Source organism: Paenibacillus sp. J31P190 (assembly GCF_059692075.1).
Window position 1 is genome coordinate 514,774 of record NZ_JCAUAS010000002.1, and the last position, 21,893, is coordinate 536,666.

24 protein-coding genes are annotated in these 21,893 nt (G+C 44.3%); all 24 read right to left on the bottom strand.

From position 1 onward, the window contains the following. Window positions 1–129: 129 nt before the first annotated feature. The 24 genes from AC58U0_RS05805 to AC58U0_RS05920 all read right to left on the bottom strand — a co-directional run bounded on the left by AC58U0_RS05805 (window position 130) and on the right by AC58U0_RS05920 (window position 21,890). Window positions 130–318, bottom strand: a complete 189-nt coding sequence (locus AC58U0_RS05805; protein ID WP_047674234.1) for an IDEAL domain-containing protein — start codon at window positions 316–318, stop codon at window positions 130–132. Between the two features lie 178 nt (window positions 319–496). Continuing rightward, a complete protein-coding gene (locus AC58U0_RS05810; protein ID WP_497378259.1) occupies window positions 497–1,651 on the bottom strand; it encodes a hypothetical protein in 1,155 nt (384 codons plus the stop codon). Window positions 1,652–1,792: 141 nt separating this feature from the next. Beyond that, complete coding sequence (locus AC58U0_RS05815; protein WP_497378054.1) at window positions 1,793–2,374, bottom strand: histidine phosphatase family protein; 582 nt, start codon at window positions 2,372–2,374, stop codon at window positions 1,793–1,795. A gap of 51 nt (window positions 2,375–2,425) precedes the next feature. Further along, window positions 2,426–3,055 (bottom strand): anti-sigma factor family protein, encoded by a 630-nt coding sequence (locus AC58U0_RS05820; RefSeq protein WP_057301792.1) that lies wholly within the window; start codon window positions 3,053–3,055, stop codon window positions 2,426–2,428. 6 nt (window positions 3,056–3,061) lie between these two features. After that, complete coding sequence (locus tag AC58U0_RS05825; protein WP_047674226.1) at window positions 3,062–3,643, bottom strand: RNA polymerase sigma factor; 582 nt, start codon at window positions 3,641–3,643, stop codon at window positions 3,062–3,064. A 418-nt stretch (window positions 3,644–4,061) separates the two neighbouring features. Continuing rightward, window positions 4,062–4,931 (bottom strand): polysaccharide deacetylase family protein, encoded by an 870-nt coding sequence (locus AC58U0_RS05830; protein ID WP_497378055.1) that lies wholly within the window; start codon window positions 4,929–4,931, stop codon window positions 4,062–4,064. A gap of 172 nt (window positions 4,932–5,103) precedes the next feature. Beyond that, window positions 5,104–6,192 (bottom strand): prephenate dehydrogenase, encoded by a 1,089-nt coding sequence (locus AC58U0_RS05835; RefSeq protein WP_497378056.1) that lies wholly within the window; start codon window positions 6,190–6,192, stop codon window positions 5,104–5,106. Window positions 6,193–6,215: 23 nt separating this feature from the next. Continuing rightward, window positions 6,216–7,316, bottom strand: a complete 1,101-nt coding sequence (gene hisC, locus AC58U0_RS05840; protein WP_497378057.1) for a histidinol-phosphate transaminase — start codon at window positions 7,314–7,316, stop codon at window positions 6,216–6,218. A 17-nt stretch (window positions 7,317–7,333) separates the two neighbouring features. Continuing rightward, window positions 7,334–8,149: a tryptophan synthase subunit alpha gene (gene trpA / locus AC58U0_RS05845; protein ID WP_497378058.1), complete on the bottom strand. Its 816-nt coding sequence runs from the start codon at window positions 8,147–8,149 to the stop codon at window positions 7,334–7,336. A 3-nt stretch (window positions 8,150–8,152) separates the two neighbouring features. Then, the gene (trpB, locus tag AC58U0_RS05850) at window positions 8,153–9,349 is read right to left on the bottom strand and encodes a tryptophan synthase subunit beta (RefSeq protein WP_497378059.1); all 1,197 of its coding nucleotides are present in this window, start codon (window positions 9,347–9,349) and stop codon (window positions 8,153–8,155) included. After that, on the bottom strand, window positions 9,346–10,044 hold the full coding sequence (locus AC58U0_RS05855) for a phosphoribosylanthranilate isomerase (protein ID WP_497378260.1): 699 nt from the start codon (window positions 10,042–10,044) through the stop codon (window positions 9,346–9,348). The genes trpB and AC58U0_RS05855 overlap by 4 nt, the downstream gene beginning before the upstream one ends. Window positions 10,045–10,068: 24 nt before the next feature. Beyond that, window positions 10,069–10,866 (bottom strand): indole-3-glycerol phosphate synthase TrpC, encoded by a 798-nt coding sequence (gene trpC, locus AC58U0_RS05860; RefSeq protein ID WP_497378060.1) that lies wholly within the window; start codon window positions 10,864–10,866, stop codon window positions 10,069–10,071. Beyond that, window positions 10,856–11,896: an anthranilate phosphoribosyltransferase gene (gene trpD / locus AC58U0_RS05865; RefSeq protein ID WP_497378061.1), complete on the bottom strand. Its 1,041-nt coding sequence runs from the start codon at window positions 11,894–11,896 to the stop codon at window positions 10,856–10,858. Before trpD ends, trpC begins: the two co-directional genes overlap by 11 nt. 27 nt (window positions 11,897–11,923) lie before the next feature. Next, the gene (trpE, locus tag AC58U0_RS05870; protein WP_497378062.1) at window positions 11,924–13,471 is read right to left on the bottom strand and encodes an anthranilate synthase component I; all 1,548 of its coding nucleotides are present in this window, start codon (window positions 13,469–13,471) and stop codon (window positions 11,924–11,926) included. 289 nt (window positions 13,472–13,760) lie between these two features. Then, complete coding sequence (aroH, locus tag AC58U0_RS05875; RefSeq protein ID WP_497378063.1) at window positions 13,761–14,147, bottom strand: chorismate mutase; 387 nt, start codon at window positions 14,145–14,147, stop codon at window positions 13,761–13,763. Between the two features lie 3 nt (window positions 14,148–14,150). After that, window positions 14,151–15,245 (bottom strand): 3-dehydroquinate synthase, encoded by a 1,095-nt coding sequence (gene aroB / locus AC58U0_RS05880; RefSeq protein WP_497378064.1) that lies wholly within the window; start codon window positions 15,243–15,245, stop codon window positions 14,151–14,153. 1 nt (window position 15,246) lies between these two features. Further along, the gene (gene aroC / locus AC58U0_RS05885; RefSeq protein WP_497378065.1) at window positions 15,247–16,410 is read right to left on the bottom strand and encodes a chorismate synthase; all 1,164 of its coding nucleotides are present in this window, start codon (window positions 16,408–16,410) and stop codon (window positions 15,247–15,249) included. A gap of 311 nt (window positions 16,411–16,721) precedes the next feature. Beyond that, window positions 16,722–16,886, bottom strand: coding sequence for a hypothetical protein (locus AC58U0_RS05890; protein ID WP_164826741.1), 165 nt, complete (start codon window positions 16,884–16,886; stop codon window positions 16,722–16,724). A 131-nt stretch (window positions 16,887–17,017) separates the two neighbouring features. Further along, a complete protein-coding gene (locus AC58U0_RS05895) occupies window positions 17,018–17,800 on the bottom strand; it encodes a CheR family methyltransferase (RefSeq protein WP_057301806.1) in 783 nt (260 codons plus the stop codon). A gap of 219 nt (window positions 17,801–18,019) precedes the next feature. Continuing rightward, window positions 18,020–18,463 (bottom strand): nucleoside-diphosphate kinase, encoded by a 444-nt coding sequence (gene ndk / locus AC58U0_RS05900; RefSeq protein ID WP_047674192.1) that lies wholly within the window; start codon window positions 18,461–18,463, stop codon window positions 18,020–18,022. Between the two features lie 125 nt (window positions 18,464–18,588). Continuing rightward, entirely contained in the window at window positions 18,589–19,566 is a 978-nt protein-coding gene (locus AC58U0_RS05905; RefSeq protein ID WP_057301807.1) for a polyprenyl synthetase family protein, read from the bottom strand. After that, a complete protein-coding gene (locus AC58U0_RS05910; protein WP_497378066.1) occupies window positions 19,563–20,426 on the bottom strand; it encodes a menaquinone biosynthetic enzyme MqnA/MqnD family protein in 864 nt (287 codons plus the stop codon). Before AC58U0_RS05910 ends, AC58U0_RS05905 begins: the two co-directional genes overlap by 4 nt. Then, complete coding sequence (locus AC58U0_RS05915) at window positions 20,407–21,018, bottom strand: UbiX family flavin prenyltransferase (protein WP_173184553.1); 612 nt, start codon at window positions 21,016–21,018, stop codon at window positions 20,407–20,409. The genes AC58U0_RS05910 and AC58U0_RS05915 overlap by 20 nt, the downstream gene beginning before the upstream one ends. Further along, entirely contained in the window at window positions 21,015–21,890 is an 876-nt protein-coding gene (locus AC58U0_RS05920; protein ID WP_497378067.1) for a UbiA-like polyprenyltransferase, read from the bottom strand. The genes AC58U0_RS05915 and AC58U0_RS05920 overlap by 4 nt, the downstream gene beginning before the upstream one ends. Window positions 21,891–21,893: the final 3 nt, after the last annotated feature.

Consider the following 21,893-nt stretch of genomic DNA (forward strand, 5'->3'; position numbering starts at 1 on the left):
TGCTCATTTAAAGAGACGCATGAGGCGACGAATAAGTTCTTTTTCCACCCGATATGCAGCAAAAAAAGACACGTGAATAGGATTCACATGCCCTCTTTTACGTGTTTATGCCCGCCACCAAATAAGTAATTAACCCAAAGATTGTAACGTTTTAAGCTCTGATGTAAGAGCCAGAAACGTAGTTTGATCTCCTTTGGCTAAAGCGCGGTCAATCTCTTTATAAAGATTTTCTTCTTTATATTTGCGTATGGCATTATCCCAAACCATTTCCGCGAAAAGTGCCAGCAGCGCATCGTTAGATACATTCATTTTTCCCATGAGACCTACCTCCAAATGTTGTCCGCGGTTTGTCAGGAGCTTCTTTTTCGCAAAAACATGTAAGTCTGTTTCTTGGTGTATGCCAATCCCTTGTGTATGCCCCTACTCCATCATATTCACTCAGCACACCTGCGCTTCATTCAATCGCCCGATTCAATAGGAATGTGTCTTTACCTATCTACTTGATGTCTTCTTTGAAACGCATACTTTCTTTATCCAGAAAGAGGACGACCTTATCTTCTTCAGCAACAAATGTTCCTTGAATCACTTTCGTTCCCAGCTTGGTGACTTGAATGACAACTCCATTCTCCTGATCTTCCCCGATCCGAATCAAGCCCAAATGCATCATCATTTGTAGAATACGTTGTTCTACGATCGATTCAGAACTATCATAATAGAAGGGTTTAACAAGCTTACACAGCACATCTCCTAGCGATGCCATGGTTACCCATTGCCCACCTAGGCGATCAATCCAGGCTACAATGCTTTGGACATTCGGAATCGGATTTTTATAAAGCCTCAACCAGAACTTATAAACTTCTGCTAGGTTTTCTTTCTTGCCCTCTACCAGCCTTGCTTTTCCATCTTCTGTTAAGCGAAGAGTTTGTGAATGCTCACTAATCAGTTGCCTGTAGTAGCAATAATCATAGATGAATGAAAACCGGTTCGGATACTCTTTAAACATGCGGCCATAGCCGAAGCGCCATGTCCCTTTGGATACCATCTCTTCTTGAACCGATAATCGATTGAGAATTTGTTGAAGCTGTCGTTTGTACATAGAACCTTCCGCTGTGAGCGGTATCTCCTGCTCTTGTGAGACGAACGTCAAGAAATGAAAGATGTCATCGACGATAAGTAATTGCTCATCCCGGTATACATTAGGTTCACTTGTTGTTTTCAGGCTTTGTTTGAACTGACCAGTTAGAACATCGCGAAATCTACGCTTCAAATCTTGCGGAACATGAAATAAAAATTTAGTCTGTTGTGAATAGCCGTTGAACAGCCATCCAAGTTTCTTGAATTTAATGATCATATCCCGAGGATTCCATTCTTCCGAATCCTCCTTCTGAAATCGTGATTGTTGAACTCTAGCGACAAGTTCTTCAATACTGAAAGCATTGCGAGGATCGAAAAGCAGTGAATTCAAAAATCGAATATCCTCCAAGGCTAGGCCTTGAATATGCTTCTCGAAAATCTCTCTGCGCAGAGCTGTGCTCAAAATCGATTGAATCAATTCATTCTTCGAATGTCCATTACACTCACACTCGTAGGTATGAGCAATTCGGCCTAATTCATGGATATCGGCATAACTGAGCATATCCGCTAGGTTCATTTCCATCCTACATCCCCCATTTAGCGAAGCTTTCAGCTCCGAGGTTTCTAGTAACCATTATGGGATTTTTCACCAAAAATATTCCAATCGAAATAAAAAAACATGACTCTTTCAAAAAAGTCATGTTTTACTTTATTGCTATTATTCAGTTATAGATTGTAAGTGAGTTAAACAGTTATACAATTGAAGCTCCCATCCCTCATTTTGACGAAGTAGAATGGTCAGCGATGTATTCTGCAGAAAATCTTCACTATCCATGCGAAGAACCCTAAGAATCTGTACGATAAAACCTCCATGAGAAATCAATAATATTTTCCCGCTCGGATATGCCTGAATCAATTCTGCTTCTAGCTCTGTCCATCTTTTCCATAGATCTTCATCTGACTCTTGACCTAGTTCCTGAAGCTTCCAATTGGGTCCCCAGCGCTCTTCTCTTTCTGCAACGGTAGTTCCTTCTACCTGCCCATATTTACGCTCCCTTAGCCTCTTGTCCGTGCCTATAAAGGGGATCCCAGACAGATCCGAAACGATTTGCGCAGTTTCTCTTGCTCTCGTTAGATCACTGCTTATGATGCCATCCCAGGATTCTTTAGCTAATCTTAGTCCAAGCAACCGAGCTTGCTCTCTGCCTTCCCCGGTTAATTCTGTATCAAGCTGCCCCTGCAGCTTTCCAAGTCGATTCCATTCTGTACTCCCATGACGTATGAATCCGATTGTTGTCATTCGCTTGCCCTCCACCATCTCTATAAAATAAAAAATGCTCCTACAGGAGCATTATGCTTTTGTTCGTGACAACCAATTCATAATAATGATTGTAGCAATTAGACCTAGTATCGAAACGACCAGTAAGTAATGCGGATAGGAGTGAATAGGTCCTACGTGGAAGCGCAAAGGTTCCATGAAACTAGGATTCAGACTCGCTACCGCGTCCCCCATCTTATGGCCATTCATCGATTCAGCACCGCTGGTCTTCAGGGCTTGCGGCGCTTGAAGATCAAACAAGGAATTATCCGCAGTTGCTATTGAAGATTGTGGCGTTCCATCGTATACGATTGCAAATAAGAAGCTGAATACGAATAAGGCTAAACAAAAAGCAATAACAGCGGTAAGATTCCGTCTAAGTGTGTAAGAGATGGCATACATACGTTCAGATACTGGAATTCGCCATGACTCATTTTCATAAATTCGATTCATAACCTTGCCCGAAACCATTGGCTCATAATCAGGCAGCTCACTCTCAATCGCCGCAGTCCGAATGAGTATCGTACTTTCTTCCCATATTTGAAATTCTTCTGCACATTCGGCACAAGTTGTTATATGCTCATCTACCGCGGCACGACGCAGGTCATCATTCGGCAAATCCCAATATACCCCAAATAATTCCTGGATCTCACTACACTTCATGCTCTTTCATCCCTTCGATTCTTCGAATATCGGTTCACTGAAATAAGGATCCAGTTGTAATTTAACGGATGCCCTTGCTCTAAACAAGAGTGACTTCACCGAGCTTACCGTTTGGCCTAAAATGTTCGCGATTTCCTGATAATCCATCTGATCGTACTCTCTAAGTATCAAAGCCGATCGTTGTTTCTCTGGTAAACTGTTAATCGCTTCGCGAACCATAGACACTTTCTCATTACGCAGCATAGCTTGCTCTGGCATGGCATCAAAAGATGCATGTGGCGTAAGTCCACTTTGTTCCAACGAGACTTGAACGCTTTTATTTTTGCGCAGCTCACTCAGAACCGTATTCCGGGCAATGGTGTATAACCAAGTTGAAAAGGATGCCTCGATTTCACGGAAAGAATGCAAACTGCGATACGCTTTATAAAAAGTTTCGTTACACAGATCTTCAGCGATGGCTTCCATCTGCGTATTCTTTAACATATGAAATATAAATGCAAGGATTTTACGCTCGTAACGACGCATAAGTTCATTGTAAAGTTGAACATTTCCATCCTTGATTTCTCTGATCAATTGGGAATCGGTCATTACGTGGCGGCCCTCCTAACGATCCCGGGTACCACTCCAACTGCTCATACATGTTGTACTGCGGCAGGAGTGAAAAGTTGCGGTTATTTGTAAAAAAATTATGAATTTATGTATGAATAAAATCCGAGCCTATAAAACCTTCTTGATTCATCACGAAATTCCTGCTAGATTCGACAAATTGTTGGATAAAGTTCAATTTGCAGCGTGTCTGATGCAAACAACAGACTGTCCTTCCCATTATATAATAAAATCAGAAAAATATGGTACATAAGCACAAAAAAAAACCGCCGAATCGGCGGTTGCACTTATGGTGCGATTATCGGATAGGAGTGGAGAGAAACCATACTGTACTTTTATTATATGTATACGGTTTCATTCTGTCAATACTTATTTTGAAAACGTTTACTAACTCATTTTTTTAGGATTGAAGGGGTTGTATTTGATGCCTCATGGCTTGCTTAATCAAATTATTTATGGAATGTGGTCGAATGAATGGACTGCCTGCATTGATTCGTGGGATTTGCATAGGATCCGTATCCTTCATAGTTATACCTGGTTTAGTTGTAAAGGCAAACTTAACTCCAGCTTCCTGAAGATATGAAATCGTAACATCATCATAGCTTCCGAAAGGGTACGCATAGGAATCGACGGACTTTGAGCCATTCACTTCAATGAGTTTAGAAAGGCCTGTACGGGTATCGTTCAGAACTCTTTGTTTGAGTTCGTCGTCTGTTTCTGTTATACCGTTTTGTGTTATTTTGTTGGTTAACAGCGGCTTGCCATTGCTCATCGCATGCAGCGCATCCGAATGACATTGAAAATCAATGCCAGCAAACTCTTTTCGCATTTTCTTAATCTCTTCTCTAGACAAGGAAGGCAAAGGTGTTCCTCCCGGGTTGTCCAAATCTTTGGTAATAACGAAGTTCACAGCAGGTATTCGCATTTTTTTGAGTATCGGAAAAGCATTGGTGTAGAAGCTTTTGTAGCCATCATCAAACGTAACAAGCACCGCATTGTCAGGAATTGCCGTCCCTTCTGACTTGAAGCTTTTAAACTCATCCATGCTAATGAAATGATAACCTTTCCGCTGCATAGCTTCCAACTGCTTTTCGAACAGTTTAGTCGAAATCGTCACGGAGCCCTGTACCTGATCATCGATATGGTGATACACAAGTACAACAACTTCATTTGAATAAACAACATCATTTGCTCGCACTAAGGATGGCAAAAAATTCATGAAAGCGATTAACAAAATAAGCATACTTTTCCATAACAATTGGATCTTCATCACGTTCGCCCCACAATAAAATATGTAATATATATATGAATAGATATCATTATATCACGAAGCTTTTTCTTTGAGAATCTGTTAACAAAAATAAAATAAGCTGATCCCTTCCCTCTTTTCGAATTGTCCAAAAAAGGAAAGAAAGCAGCTTATTTATCTACAATTATGAGCATTAAACATGCACTGCGTATGGCCCACTGAGCAGCTCAGATGCCCGATCGGCATCTTCCTGATTTCGAAAGGAAAGACGCAGTATACCAGGAACATCTTCACGGCTTTCAATAATTTGAATGTTGCTTAAATTAATTCTAGCGTTACCAAGTAAGGTTGTAATTTGGCCAATAATACCAGGGTGATCGGGAATATCAACATAAATATCGAATAAGGACGTAATCATACCTTTTCTGCGTTCAGGCAATTGACTGCGAAACTCACCTGCAACACGGAATTGTTCAGCGATCCCTTCGCCGTCACTTTGTTCCAGCAACTTAATAAAGCGCGACATTTCTAGATTCCAATCCGTGAGCAGTTTAAGCAGCACATCTTTATTGTTAACAAGAATATCGCGCCAAATCATCGGTTCACTGGATGCAATACGTGTGATATCCCTGAAGCCGCCAGCGGCCAGATTTTGATACAACGGATTTGTTTCGTTATAGCCTCTTACTTGGTTAACCAATGCAACCGCGATAATATGCGGTAAATGGCTGATCGCTCCTACGATGTCATCGTGTTCACGTGCGCCTACTTGGACAATTTGAGCCTTCGTCTTCCTGAGCAGCTCCGTTAGACGATCAACCTCAGCTTGTGGTGTACCCTCTGCCGGTGTCAGGACATAGAACGCATTTTCGAAAAGGTGCGAGGAAGCTGCCTCCACCCCATGACGTTCAGAGCCTGCCATTGGATGACCGCCGATAAAATAGACGTTTTCCTTGACAAAGGATGCTGCGCTCTCCGTGATTGAAGCTTTGGTACTACCAACATCTGTGATGATGCAACCATCTTTCAGAGGGAGCTGCATGAGCTGCTGCACATATTCCTCTAACATACCAACTGGCACACATAGAAAAATATAGTCCGCTCCTTCTACCGCTTCAGCCATGCTAGTTGTAGCCAAATCAACAACATTCCGTTTTAGTAGCTTTTCAACTGACTTCGGATTCGGTGAGTGGCCAACGACTGTAAAACCAGGTTTTCCTTTATAGCATAAGGCAAGTGATCCACCGATCAGCCCTACACCGAATATCGCAATTTTCGTCATGAAATCAACCTTTATGATTTAAATTAGGCCTGAACAGCAACCTCAGCAAGCACTTGTGTTAGAGCGGCGATGAATTTCTCATTTTGTTCACGTGAGCCAATTGTAACCCGAAGCGACGTTGGGAAGCCCAACATATGACCTCCACGAATGATGATACCTCGGCGCAGCAAACCATTAAATACATCCGCTGCTGGCCGTCCGACATTCACCATGATGAAGTTACCATGTGCCGGAAATGCCTGCAGACCCATCTTGTCAAACTGCTTTGTTAAGTAGTGTAAGCCAGCCGTGTTCGCTTCTCGACAGCTTTGGATAAAATCTTGATCTTTAATTGCGGCAAGCGCTGCGGCTTGAGCAAATCTGGTCGTGTTAAAAGGTTCCCGCACTTGATTAATCGATCGAATAACATCAGGATGTCCGATCCCGTAACCAATTCGCAGGGAAGCCAACCCATAAATTTTTGAAAAAGTACGCAACGCAATGACATTGCGGTATTGACCAATTAGTTCTATGCTATCCGGGAATTCCCCCGTCGTGTTGTACTCGCAGTAAGCTTCATCAAGAACGACTAAAACATGATCTGGAACTTTGGCCAAAAACGCCTTAATCTCCGCATCGGTATTCATCGTTCCTGTCGGATTGTTCGGGTTACAAATCCAAACGATCTTCGTACGTTCCGTAATCGCTGCAAGCATGCCATCCAAATCGTGTGTTCCTTCTTTCAAAGGAACTTCAATGGACACTGCGCCTTCGATCTCACAGTTATGTTTGTACTGGGGAAACGTATGAGTAGCCATAACGGATTCGTCACCTTGCACAAGGAAAGCCCGCGCGAGCATCAGAATGACTTCATCAGAGCCTGCGCCAAAAATAAGCTGATTCGTTGCCACTCCAAGTGATTCAGCAACTGCTTCTGTCAATTGCACAGCTCCCCCATCAGGATACAAGCTGATGTTGGATATTTCCGCTTCAATTGCTGCTTTTACTTTAGGCGAGGAGCCGAAAGGGTTTTCGTTTGACGCCAACTTTATTACTTCTGTCAAACCTAGCTCACGTTTCACTTCTTCAATAGGTTTACCTGGTTGATAGACAGGTAAATGTACAATCGTTTGTTTCGGTTTCATGATAGTCACCTCGTCAATTATATGTCCGAACGTTTTAATTGTCCCACAAAGTTACGAATTTGCAAGAGTCCTTCCGGATGTGCAGCATTGGCTTCTAGATGAGGCAGTACGTTCTCAATCGTTCGTACAATGGCACTTCCTACTACGACTCCATCACAGAGCTTCTCAAAGCGCTTAACTTGCTCGCGATTCGAAATACCGAAGCCGACGACAATCGGAACACTAGCAGCTTCCCGTACCGTTGCAAGGAATTCCTCAATGCCTCCGAAGAATTCGGCGCGCTCACCTGTTACTCCTAATGATGATACACAATAGACGAATCCGCGAGCTCCAGCAGCAATTCGCTTCACGCGCTCATTGGATGTTGGCGCAACCAACGGGATTAGATGAATCCCATTAGCTTCAGCAATCGCTCTTGTCTCACTGTCTTCTTCCAACGGAAGATCAGGAATAATAATACCGCTGATTTCATTGTCCTGCATCGCTTTGAAAATGCGATCCAGTCCAATTTGTAAAACTGGATTATAATACGTAAAAAGAATGAAAGGCAGCTTAGAACCTCTGCTTCTCGCCTGACGAGCGACATCCATGACATCAAAGATTGAAATTTTGCGCTGTAAAGCACGTTCAGAGGAACGTTGAATCACAGGACCGTCAGCTAACGGATCGGAATAAGGAACACCTAGCTCGATCAAGTCGGCACCTGCGCGCTCCATTTCCAGAATAAGCTCAAGAGATGCTTCAAGGGAAGGATCTCCGATGGTCAAGAAAGGAATCATCGCTGTTTCCCCGCGCTCTTTGAGCTCGGCAAATCGACTATCAATACGGTTCATCGCTTATTCCCTCCCCATGCCGAGATAACTCATAATGGATTCAACATCTTTATCGCCACGTCCAGATAGATTTACGATAATAATTTCATCCTTGGACATGGTAGGAGCTATTTTAACCGTTTGAGCAATGGCATGTGCACTCTCTAAGGCTGGAATTATTCCTTCTGTACGGCTAAGCAGTTGAAGTGCATCTAGTGCTTCCTGATCCGTAATCGGAAAATACGTTGCTCGCTCAATATCTTTGAGGTAGGAATGCTCCGGTCCAATCCCAGGGTAATCTAAGCCTGCTGAAATTGAGTGAGCCGGCAGTACTTGACCATACTCATCCTGCAGCAAATAGCTAAGTGAGCCTTGGAAAACGCCAGGAGTTCCCTTGGTCATTGTAGCTGCATGTTCCTCGGTGTGAATACCGCGGCCAGCCGCTTCCACGCCAATGAGTTTCACGGATTCATCTTGGACGAACGGGTAGAAAATACCCATCGCGTTACTGCCTCCGCCTACACAAGCAATTACAGCATCCGGCAATCTGCCTTCGGTTTCAAGGATTTGCTCGCGTGACTCATCGCCAATGACACGTTGGAAATCACGCACCATCATAGGGTAAGGATGCGGTCCTGTAACGGACCCTAGGATATAATAAGTATCCTGAACATTGCTAACCCAGTAACGTAGCGTTTCATTACAAGCATCTTTCAACGTACGTGTACCAGACGTAACAGGAATGACATCGGATCCGAGCAATTTCATGCGGAATACATTTAACTGTTGACGCTTCGTGTCTTCCTCACCCATGAATACTTTACACTCAAATCCCATTAAAGCAGCTACAGTTGCTGATGCAACACCATGCTGCCCAGCGCCAGTTTCCGCAATAATCTTCTTCTTCCCCATTCGTTTAGCGAGAACCGCTTGCCCAATGGTGTTATTAATTTTGTGAGCACCTGTATGGTTCAAATCCTCACGCTTCAAATAAATTTTGGCTCCGCCCAAAAGCTCAGAAAGTCGCTCTGCATAGTAAAGCGGTGTTGGCCGGCCTGAATATTGCTTTTGAAGGTAGCGCACCTCGGCAATAAATTCAGGATCATCTTTATATTGTTCATATGCTTCTTCAAGCTCAATCAGAGCGTTCATCAACGTCTCAGGTACATAACGGCCGCCGAACTTGCCGAATCTGCCATGCTGATCAGGTACTTGCGTCACTTTCGAGTCACCCTTTCCACAAATGCTGTAATTTTGGCTATATCTTTTACGCCATCGGTCTCAACGCCGCTGGAAACATCTACGCCATCGGGGTAATAGGCTGTTACTAGTTGATCAACATTATCAGGTTGAAGCCCGCCTGCTACTAGCAGCGCCACTCCTGCTGAGCGCGCCCACTCCTGATAAACAGGAATGCAGTCCCAAGCAAAAGTTTTGCCTGATCCTCCACCATAAACAGGGTCGAATGTATCCAGCAAAACAGCATCGACAGTCCCTATATAAGGATCAAGCTGCGCGGCTACATCCTCCAAATTGGGGATTTTATTTTCTGTCTTGGAAATCGAAACGGACTTGAACACTTTCACCTGAAAATGTTCACGAACCCATCGGCAAAAATCAGGTGTTTCCTGACTATGTAACTGTACGACATCAAGAGGTGCCACCGCTAGAATGTTGGTTAACTGCTCCTTGCTCGGATTAACGAATACCCCTACAGTTAATGGGATAGCTACCCCTTTAGCCTCTTCTGATTTCAAAAAAGAAATCAGTTCTCCAGCCTTCTCTGCCGTAACTTGCCGCTTACTCGGTGCAAAAACAAAACCGATATGTGCTATCGGCAAATGCACGATTGATTTTAACACTTCAACGCTTTGAAGTCCACAAATTTTTACCGTTGGAACCGTCCCCACAGCCATCAAATTCGCCTCTTTCTTCTTCAACTACTTCGCCCTTTGAACCCTCGTCCCCATAAGATCATGAACGGCCTGCTCAACAATAGGTTGTCGCATGAAATGCTCGCCGATTAAAACGGCTTGAGCACCAACTTGCTGTAAATAAGCCATATCTTTAACGGTAGAAATGCCACTTTCACTGACAATGGTTTTCCCTTCGGGAATGAATTGAATCAGTTCCTCAGTTGTACCTAAGTCGGTAACAAATGTTTTCAAATTCCGATTGTTGACGCCAATCAATTGCGTATCCAATTCCAGCGCACGTTCCAGCTCTTCACGATCATGGACCTCAACGAGTGCATCTAGACCTAGATCACTAGCAAGCCTCAGATACTGCTTCATTTGATCTGTCGTTAAAATGGCAGCAATCAGTAAGATTGCATCTGCGCCTATCAACCGTGCTTCATAAATTTGCTTCGGATCAATGGTGAAATCCTTACGAAGCAATGGTACATTCACTGCCTTACGAACAGCTTTCAAGTACTCGTTACTGCCTTGGAAGTAGTCCACATCCGTCAGGACGGAGATACAATCTGCCCCAGCCCTTTCATAGGCTTGCGCTAATAGAACCGGTTCAAAATCATCACGAATCAGTCCTTTGGACGGGGAAGCCTTCTTCACCTCGGCAATTAGACCCATCGCACGGTTTTTCCGTGTAGTTAACGCTTGTTCAAAGCCTAAACACGGAGGCAGGTCCGAAATTAACCTCTCAGCATCCGTGATCGAAAAGCTGCTCATCGCTTCAACCTCAGCCCGCTTAGTGGCAACAATTTTATCAAGAAACATGGCATAGTTCTCCTGTATATTGGATTAAATCGTTCAATTTTTGTTCCGCACGACCTGAATCAATGACATCAGCGGCTAATTTCACACCCTGTTGAAGGGTTCCGACTTGCCCAGTCACATAGAAGCAGGCTGCTGCGTTTGCAAGTACGATATCGCGATAAGGGCCCTTCTCACCAGCAAAAATATGACGAATGATTTCAGCATTTAGTATCGCATCTCCACCCGCTACATCTTTGATGCTATGTGCGCGTAAACCAAGATCATCCGGAGTAATGATATAAGTACTAATGGTGTCAGCTTTCAGTTCCGTTACTTTCGTAGGTGCTGAAATGCTGAATTCATCTAAACCATCCTCGCTTGCAATGACCAATGCTCGTTTCAGTCCAAGAGCTTGCAGCGCTTGCGCAATCAGCTCTGTCTTCGTACTGTCGAACACACCAAGCACTTGACGGTCAGCGCCTGCAGGATTGGTTAATGGTCCCAGCAAGTTGAATACCGTTCTGAAGCCCAACTCACGCCGAGGTGCCGCCACATGCTTCATGGATTGATGGTACGCCTGAGCAAACATAAAGCAAATGCCTGTTTTATCTAAGCATTTAGCCGCTTGTTCACCGCTTAACGTAATCTTTACGCCAAGAGCTTCAAGAACATCTGCGCTTCCGCTTTTGCTCGACATCGCCCGATTGCCATGTTTCGCTACGCGAATCCCGCCAGCGGATGCGACGATCGCTGCTGTTGTGGAGATATTGAACGTCTCTGCCCCATCTCCGCCAGTTCCGCATGTATCCAGTAGATCATTCTGCAGTACGTTAACCTGAACAGCTTTGCTCCGCATCGCTTCTGCGAAGCCCGTAATCTCCTCCAGCGTCTCTCCTTTGATCCGGAGTGCTGTAAGCAGGCTGCCGATTTGAGCCGAAGTTGCTGCACCGTCCATGATTTCAGACATGACGCCGCGCGCTTCCTCACGCGACAAATGACTACCGCTAATGACTTTCCCGAGCGCTTGCTGTATATGAATAAGTCTACTCATGACTAGAGTCTCCTTTCCTTCTCTCCCTTAAGAGTTAACAAAGTAATCTTTGTTAATATCGCTAACAGGTCTTGGCTCAGGGCTGAACATGGCCTCTGCCATCCGAATTGATTTAAGCAAAGCTGTCGCTTTATTAACCGTCTCCTGGTATTCACTTTCAGGAACAGAATCCCATACAATACCGGCTCCGGCTTGCACATAGGCTTTGCCATTTTTGAAAATAATCGTACGGATCGTAATACAAGTGTCCAAATTCCCCGAAAAACCTAGGTAACCAATCGCTCCGGCATAAGCACCGCGAGATTCTGGTTCCAGCTCAGCAATAATCTCCATAGCTCTCAGCTTTGGCGCTCCAGACACCGTCCCTGCAGGCATACAGGAAAGAAAAGCATCGAAGAAATCTTTGTCTTTTGCAATTTTACCAGAAACATTTGAAACGATATGCATGACATGTGAATACCGTTCAATGTCCATGAACGTATCACACTTCACAGTTCCGAATTCCGATACACGCCCGATGTCATTGCGACCTAAGTCAACCAGCATCAAGTGCTCAGCGCGTTCTTTCTCATCTGCGAGCAATTCCTTTTCCAGAGCAAGATCTTCTTCTGGTGTCTTTCCTCTCGGTCTTGTACCAGCAATGGGGCGCGTCTCTACCTTCTCTTCTTCAACGCGAACCAACAGCTCCGGCGATGTGCCAACGACGACTTCATCATCCATTTTGAGTACATACATGTAGGGAGAAGGATTCATCGTACGCAATACACGGTACACTTGCAAAGGCGAAACGGTCGTTTCCATTTCAAAACGCTGCGACAACACGACTTGGAAAATATCACCGGCTCGAATGTATTCCTTTGCTTTATTCACATTGGCAATATACTTTTCTTTTGTGATGTTGGATCGAATATCACCGAGATCCGGTTCCGATACTATCGGGTTGTGCGTCATCGTCTCGGAGCCAAGCGGGCGCTTGATCTTCTCGATAGTGGCATCAATTTTCTCACAAGTCGCATGATACGCTTTTACAATGTCAGCATCCGTTGCAAAAGGTTTTACGTGAACATTGGCAATCACTTTGATCTGCTGTTTGAAATGATCGAAAACAATGACTTGATCGCAGAACATGAATTGAATGTCATTCATTTGTAAATCATCAATTTGATGAGCTGGGAGATTCTCATAGTACTGAAGCAGATCGTATCCGAAGAATCCGACAGCACCGCCTGTAAAACGCGGCAAGTCCGCAAGCTGAGGACTGGAGTAGGATCTCAGATAGGCTTTCAACACATCGATTGGCTTCTCGTCCAAAACCTTATTCTCAGATTGTATTTCAACCATGGTTTTCCCATGCTTCGCTTTAATCATCAAGAAGGGATCGCTGCCGATAAAGGAATATCGGGCCCATTTCACGCCGCCCTCAACACTTTCTAAGAGGAACGCACGCGGTTCTTGGTAAAGATGCTGAAATACTCGTATCGGGGTTTCAGTATCTGCTAATAAATGGCGCACAACAGGAATGAGATTATAATCTTTAGCCAAACGAATAACTTCTTGAATTTCAGGTGTATACATGGAAACATCCCCTCTCAGCTTGTGCGACTCGTCGATCTCAGTGGTGCACAAAACTCTATTCGAATAACAAAAAAACCTCTACCGAAGTAGAGGTTGACTTTAGTGAAAGTAGAAGTTCAATAGAATATGAAAAAAGAAGCCATGGCTACGTATGAATAAACAGACGCCCTCGAATAGAGTCGCTCTTATCTTCACACAAACCTATGTTACCTTTTCTCATCTCAACTGGGCTAAGCTCTACTCGACTAAATGCTTCTCTACTTACCTAAACTCATCTAATCACACTATACTACCGTGTTGCTTCATTTGTCAATTTAACAATATCAGGCCGCAGCGCTTTAGCTTCCTTCAAATAAATATGGTTGATCTCAGCTTGGCTTTTGGTTGTGTTGACTTGCACCATTAATCGGATACACTTAGACAATGAGTTCTCAACTGGAACTTCCAGTGAACACATTAGCGGGACTAGTTCCCAACCGATCATCGTACGGATCGCCCGAGCCGGGAATGTAGCTGTAATATCCTCTGTTACTGTAATGAAAACTGAACAAATATCTTCAGGACGAAAATCATTGGCGTCTACAATTGCTGCAAGCAGTTCACCGGTAGCGGTTAAAATCTCCTGAGCCTCATTGTGTTCAACCGTCGTCGCTCCACGAATTCCCCTTAAGAACATCGGCTAACTCTCCCCTTTTAAAAGCTCAACAATTTGTCTGACTTGCTCTACCGTAACATCCTTACGGATTTCTACTTTGCCGATTTCCGTCGGGATGATGTAGACCATTGTGCCTTCTTTAAATTTCTTATCGTGCATCATGGCGCTCATGATGCTATCCGTGTCCAAATGAGACGGAATGCTGACAGGTAATCCATATTTCTCGAAGAGACCCTTCGTCACTGTATGGATATCCTCGGCATAACCGAACTGCTGAGCTAACTTAGCAGCACCCACCATGCCGATTGCAATTGCTTCACCATGCAGCAGTTCGCCATAACCCGCGACTGCTTCCAAAGCGTGACCAATCGTATGGCCGAGATTCAATATGGCACGTAAATCATTCTCGCGCTCATCTTGGGATACAACGATAGACTTGACTTTACAACCTATGTAAAGCGCGTAAATAAGCGCTTCCGGATCTAAGGCAAGCAGCTTCTCCGCATTGTCGTCGCACCACTTTGTGAAAACAGCATCCCAGATCAAGCCATGCTTGATCACTTCCGAGAGGCCCGCCTTCACCTGGCGGGGCGGCAATGTTAGAAGCAAGTCGATGTCGAAGAGAACGAGCTCGGGCTGGTGGAACGCCCCGATAATGTTCTTCGCCATCGGATGGTTGACCGCGACCTTGCCGCCGACAGAACTGTCGTGGGCAAGGATCGTTGTCGGGATCTGCACGAAGCGGATCCCGCGCATGAAGCTCGCCGCAGCGAAGCCGGCGAGATCGCCGACCACGCCTCCTCCAAGGGCGACGATCGCAGAACTGCGATCGAGGCCCGCCTGGAGGGCGGCGGTAACAATTCCCTCGAGCTGCGCGAGGGATTTGGACGTTTCGCCAGCGGGCACGACGCAGGCCGTGGCGGCGAAGCCGCCCTCACGGAGCATCGTCAAGACGCGCTCCAGGTGCAGCGCAGCCACCGCTTCATCGGTGACGACGAGTAGTGGCGACTTGCGGCTAAGCTTCGCCCGGTCAAACAGAGCCGTGATATCGTTAAGAATGCCTTGGCCGATATAAATAGGATAAGACCGTTCTCCAAGATCTACGGTGAGCTCTCTCATATTAGTAGCTCTCCACTTGGGCTAAGAAGTTGGTTAAGTTCGCACGAATTTCCTCGATCGAGTCGCCGCCGAATTTATCCAAGAAAGCATTCGCTACTTCCCAAGCAATTACATTTTCCATAATTACGCCTGCAGCCGGAACCGCGCAAGTGTCAGAACGCTCAACTTGTGCCGTGAATACTTCCTTCGTATCAATATCAACGCTTTGCAGCGGTTTGTAGAGTGTTGAGATGGGTTTCATCACACCGCGTACGACGATTTGCTCGCCTGTCGTCATACCACCCTCGAATCCGCCTGCGCGATTCGTTCTGCGGCTAAAGCCATCTTCTTTGGTGTATAAAATTTCGTCATGTACATTGGAGCCTCTACGCTCTGCAGCCTCGAAGCCGATTCCGAACTCAACACCTTTGAAGGCTTGAATGGAGAGAACTGCTTGCGCAATTTTACCATCCAGCTTACGATCCCATTGGACATGGCTGCCAAGCCCCACAGGAACACCTTCAATGATAACTTCAACGATCCCACCTAGTGTATCGCCATCTTCCTTGGCTGCATCGATCGCTGCTATCATTTGGGCTTCTGCTTCTTTATCAACGACTCGTACTGGAGATTCTTCCGTGATTCGAATAAGCTCATCCAGCGGAAGTTCTTGACGCTTTGCTTCTACATCACCGATACGAATGACTTGTCCTGCTACTTTAATCCCGAACTCAGCCAACAATTGGCGCGCTACTGCTCCTGTAGCTACACGCATCGTCGTTTCACGCGCACTTGAACGCTCTAAAATGTTGCGTAAATCTTTTTGATTATATTTGAGACCGCCGTTTAAATCTGCATGTCCCGGACGAGGACGGTTTACACGACGCTTGCCTTCATTATCTTCTTCTACCGGCTCAATCCCCATTACCGTTGTCCAATGCTTCCAGTCGTTATTAACAACTACAAGCGCGATTGGAGCTCCTGTGGTTTTGCCATGGCGTACACCGCCTGCAATGGTTGCTGTATCTTTCTCAATCTGCATCCGACGACCGCGGCCGTAGCCTTTTTGACGTCTATGTAATTGGAAGTTCAAATCTTCAAAGTTTAGAGTTACATTACTTGGAAACCCTTCAATAATCGCAGTGAGCTGCGGGCCGTGCGTTTCACCTGCTGTTAAATATCTCACAATCTGTTACCCCCTATGAGTTTTGCGAAGCGTCACTAGCTTCGTAAGCATACACTTTTGAGTATTACAAAATCATACTAACTTCGTAAGTATTAACTATAAAGATTTGCTTAGCAATACGAACTTCATAAGCATCCGCTTTTGAGTTGTTGCTTTCGTTTAAACACTTTAGCGCTTTGACGCGCGATTATCTTTTGTCATTATAGTATAGGTACTCGGGTTTGGCAACAGCACAAACGCAAAAACACGCTTCGCACTTAAGGGAGAATCCCCTTAGCGAGAGCGTGTCTACATCTAGTCATGAGCAAAGATTACCCGTGCATAGGCTGCTTTTGGACGACTCTTGGGAGTTCGGAGAGCTGTGGATCATTCATAAGACCCACGATTTGTGACGAATCGACTCCCAATATCTGCGCACATTCCTGAATGGAGATCATTCCCCTGCGATAAGCGGTAATCACTTTGCGTTTGTCCATAATTGCCTCCTAAGAGTTATTGCCTTAGCAATAACTTGCATCGTAAGCGTTACTAAGATTCTGTAGCGTGAAATCTTGCATGATAAGCATAAGTTTCTGCTACATCTTAGTATTGGAATATATGGAAGATCTTATACACCCTTTTTGCGATAAAAGAAAGTATCCGCCGGTTCTAGATCATACTGCCCTGGGGAGAAAATTTGCTCTGTAGAACCAACGAACAACAACCCACCTGGTTTCAACGCTTTAGAAAACTTCTGGTACAAGACATGTTTTGCTTCTTCCGTAAAATAAATGATCACATTGCGGCAAACGATCAGATCATATCCCGTATCAAATGTATCAACAAGCAGGTTTTGCTTTTGAAATTTAATGGACTTTTTCAGATCGTCCGTAATATGATACATCATTTGCTCTTGTCGGAAATATTTCTTCGCGTACTTTTCAGGCACATCTCGTAATGAACGATCGAGGTAGATCGCTTTACGCGCTTTTTCCAAGGCGCCATCGTCAATATCCGTCGCATGTAAATGAGCTTCATTCAGCGCTCCCTGTTCTGCCAAAATCATCGCTAGGGTATAAGGCTCTTCGCCTGTTGAACAAGCCGCACTCCATACTTTTAAGCGTCTGTTCTTCTTCAACATCTCGGGTACAAATTTCTGCTCAACGAGCTCCCAACGATTCGGATTCCTCCAAAACTCAGAGACATTAATCGTCATACGATCCAAAAATTCATAGAACAGCTCTTTATCCTTCATCATCGCATCAAAAAAAGCGACAAACGTATTATAACCACGCTTCATTCGTAGAGTTGTTAGACGTCTTTTCATTTGCGCTTCTTTATAAAGAGCAAGATCAATCGACGTGTGGTCTTTTACTTTTTTTATAAATAACAAAAAATCTTGGTCTTCCATGCTGTCCACCCACCCTGGTCAATTTCTGTTGATAAGAAAGTATACGTTATATACTTTTGCTTCGCATCAACCTTGACAACCGCGCTCGTCCCTAGGGACGACGTAGTCGTTTATCCTGAAGTAACATACATTCTGTAAGCAAATATCAAAATCCTTTATAATACGACAAAAAAAAGAACCCACATCATTAAAGATGTCAGGTTCTTTGATTTTTGTTAACTAAATCCATTGTTGAATGACTTTATTGTATTCAAAAAGCTCGTCCGATTTAAAGAAATTGCTAATTTCGCGCTCAGCGCTTTCAGGTGAATCCGAACCATGAATGAGATTTAAATGCGTATGTACCGCAAAGTCACCGCGTATTGTTCCCGGAGCGGCTTCAAGAGAATTCGTTTTCCCAATCATTGTTCGGGATAGGGCAATGACTTGTTCCCCTTGCCATACCATCGCGAATACGGGTCCAGACGTAATAAACGTCACAAGTCTTTCGAAAAAATCTTTGCCTTTATGCTCCGCATAGTGAAGCTCGGCTTGCTCCCTCGAGATAACAGTTAGCTTGCTGCCGATTAATTGAAAGCCCTTCTGTTCAAAGCGCTTTACTATTTCGCCTACAAGGCCGCGTTGTACGCCATCCGGTTTAACCATTAAGAATGTTTTTTCCATGTAAGGACTTCCTCCTTATAGTTTTCGCAAGAAAACTTGTGCATAAACTTATTCAACTTCAATCTATGTATTCTCCACTAGTTTACACTTTTTGGCAGCTTTTCTCAAATCGAAGAAACAATACATTAATAAGAACGATTTCCAATAAAATGTGCAATTTCAATGAGGTCTTTCTTGGCTTGTACATTTGGCAGCTTGTCCAGAGAGGCTATGGCCTTATCGAGATACTTCTGAGAAAGTATTTCTGCTTTATCTATCCCTTCACTGCCACGGATCATATCCAAGAATCGACTGACATCCGTTTGTCCATCCAGCTTATGTATACGGTCTAATTCAGACAAAATGAGCGGCTTCAAGGAGGGATCCTGCATCGCGAGCAGGACAGGTAACGTTATGTTTCCTTGTTTGACGTCGCTGCCCGGCGGTTTACCGATTTGCTTTTCCGTACCGATTAAATCCAGAATATCATCTCGTATTTGAAACACCATACCTACGTTATAGCCAAAAGCATACAGCTTGCTGCTTATCCAGTCAGGTGCATCCGCCGCCATAGCCCCTAATTGGCATGAAATAGCAATTAACAGTGCCGTTTTACGTCTAATCCGTAATAAGTAATCTCGAATTGTCTGCTCTGATTGGAAAAAGAAACGAATTTGTTCCATTTCCCCAATTGACATCTCTACGATGGCTTTAGACATAATTTGATGGACTGCCGGCTTATGAATTTGAGTAATGACACCTAAAGCTTTGGCAAAAATATAATCCCCCGTGAACATAGCAATTCGATTATCCCATTTGGATCGAACCGTCAATTGTCCACGTCTTGTGTTTGCATCGTCAATCACATCATCATGAACAAGCGATGCCATATGAATGAGCTCGAGCGGTACCGCGACATGCTTCATCGTTTGGAGCTGATAGCTCCCAAACTCGCCTGAAAGCAGAACAAAGACGGGGCGAATCCGCTTCCCTCCCGCTTTCAGTAAGTGCATAGAAGTTTCTCGAAGCATCGCATGATCTGTATACACGCTTTCTTCGAGCTCTTTTTCGATTGCCGCTATATCCTTTTTCTTTCGTGTATAGATTTCCATTAGATTTTTCATTCTGTCACCCGTGCGTTCTTTTTCTCTGTCCATAACTCAATGCTTACCGGCTTCGGCAGGAAACCAAGCTCATAACAGTACTTGTAATACGTAGCTAGTCCTTCCCATTGTTCCGATGCAAAATCATAACATAGCGTATGAAAATAATGATGCCAATATTGAGATGTTCCACCTACTGTACTTTGTGCTTCGAGTATCATCTCTTCCGGATTTTGGTGTGCCTGGGCTTTACTCGCCATGAAGGCTTCAAAAGCTGCAGCAACTAGTTCCGGATACTTCTCAGTTGTCTCTTTACGAATCGCCCATACAGCAAATGACATCCATTGTCCTGTCCATTTGGCCCATTCTTGCCCAAGATCCGTAATCATATACGTTTTATTGCGCCAACTCTCTTTAATTGCATCGTCTCCGATCAATAAAGCCCCGTCTGCTTTTTCCATCATCTCTTCTAAATTGGGTTTCGCGTATTCATATGTCGGATTCCCATTATAGAATTTTTGGAGAATGATTTTGAGTAAATTCACCGACGTAGCTGAGGTTGTTGGCAACACAATATGACCATTCGCAATTTCGCGTAACGGCTTTTCATGGAATAATAGAATGGAATTCACTTCTCCATAGGCGCTAACTGAAAGATCCGGGTACAGCACGTAATTTTCAAAGGATTCTCCGTAAGCAAAGGAAGAAATGGGCCCCATATCGATGTTCCCAGCAGCCATTTCTTGATTAAGTGAGGTTGGGACTTGTTCAATAATGTCGACCTCTGAGCTATTCATAAGTTCAGGAAAGTAATAGTAGATCGGCCAAACGTTTGTATAATTAATTCGGCCAATTCGTATTTTAGGGTCTAGGTTGCTCATTGTTATCTCCCCATCTTCGGTACAAGGAATGTTCAATGTCCATGCTATCCAGTACTTTACCCACCAAAAAATCGACCATCTCATCGATTGAGCGCGGACGATTATAAAAGGCCGGCATAGCCGGAAGCATGCGTACGCCCATTCTCGACAAGGTTAACATGTTCTCCAAATGTATGGCGTGTAATGGCGTTTCCCTTGGAACCAGGATTAATTTTCTTCCTTCTTTGAGCATGACATCCGCTGTTCGCTCCAATAAATTATCTGATGAACCGTGAGCGATCCCAGATAAAGTTCCCATTGAGCAAGGAATAACAACCATGCCCTTGGTCCGAAAAGATCCACTGGCCACGGTTGCTCCAATATCAGCAATTGGATGATAGTCAAAGGAACCTGCTCGTCCGCCGAAATGTTCCTGCAGCATTTCTTGGCGTTTGCCTGCATTCCAATCCAATTCATCATGCAGTACTCTCCAACCTGCATCCGTAACGATGAGATGCACGTTTAAACCTTGATCCAGCAGCACTTGGCTAAGCCTCACGCCATAGATAGCACCACTAGCACCAGTGATTCCTACTACCCAGTTGCCGCTCATGAATGCTGACTCACTAACACATCAAGTAACGTGAAGGCAAACATCACTAAGCTCAGTACACCGTTCATAGTGAAAAACGCTGTGTTTAATTTGGACAAGTCTTGCGGTGAAACAAGCCGATGTTCTTTATACAAAATAAAATAAGCGATAACGAGGCCAATTAAATAGAACCAACTCAAATGTGTAATGAAAAACAAAGTGACTAAACCAACAGCTGTGAGTACATGTAGGACACGAGCCGTATTCAAGGCTGCCTTGATCCCAAATCGGCTTGGTAAGGAATGCAGACCTTCATTCCGATCAAACTCGGCATCTTGGCAAGCATAAATCAGATCGAAACCAGCGCTCCAACATACTACCGTCAAGTAAAAAATAATAGAAGACCATGTAAATTGACCGGTTACGGCAATCCAGCCCCCAAGCGGAGCTAACCCTAATGTCAAACCTAAGACAAAGTGGCAAGTCCATGTAAATCTTTTGGTGTACGAGTAAAAGACAAGAAAAAACACTGCAATAGGCAGCAGTTTCATGGATAAAGAGCTTAAATTAGAGGTTGCCCAGAAAAGCATTGCAAACGAAATGATAATATAGATAATAACCTGCTGAATGGAGATAAGCCCCGCGGGAATGGCTCGATTCTCCGTCCTTGGATTTCTTTTGTCAATGGCTTTATCAATCACACGATTCAAGGCCATCGCTGCCGTTCTCGCTCCAACCATAGCTAGTGTTATCCAACCGATCTGGGCCCAACTAGGTAAATGTCCATTTAATACGACTGAGCCTAGAATTGCTCCCATGAAAGCAAAAGGCAATGCAAACACACTGTGCTCAAATTTAATCATTTCCAAAAAGATTTTCAATTTAGTAAACATATG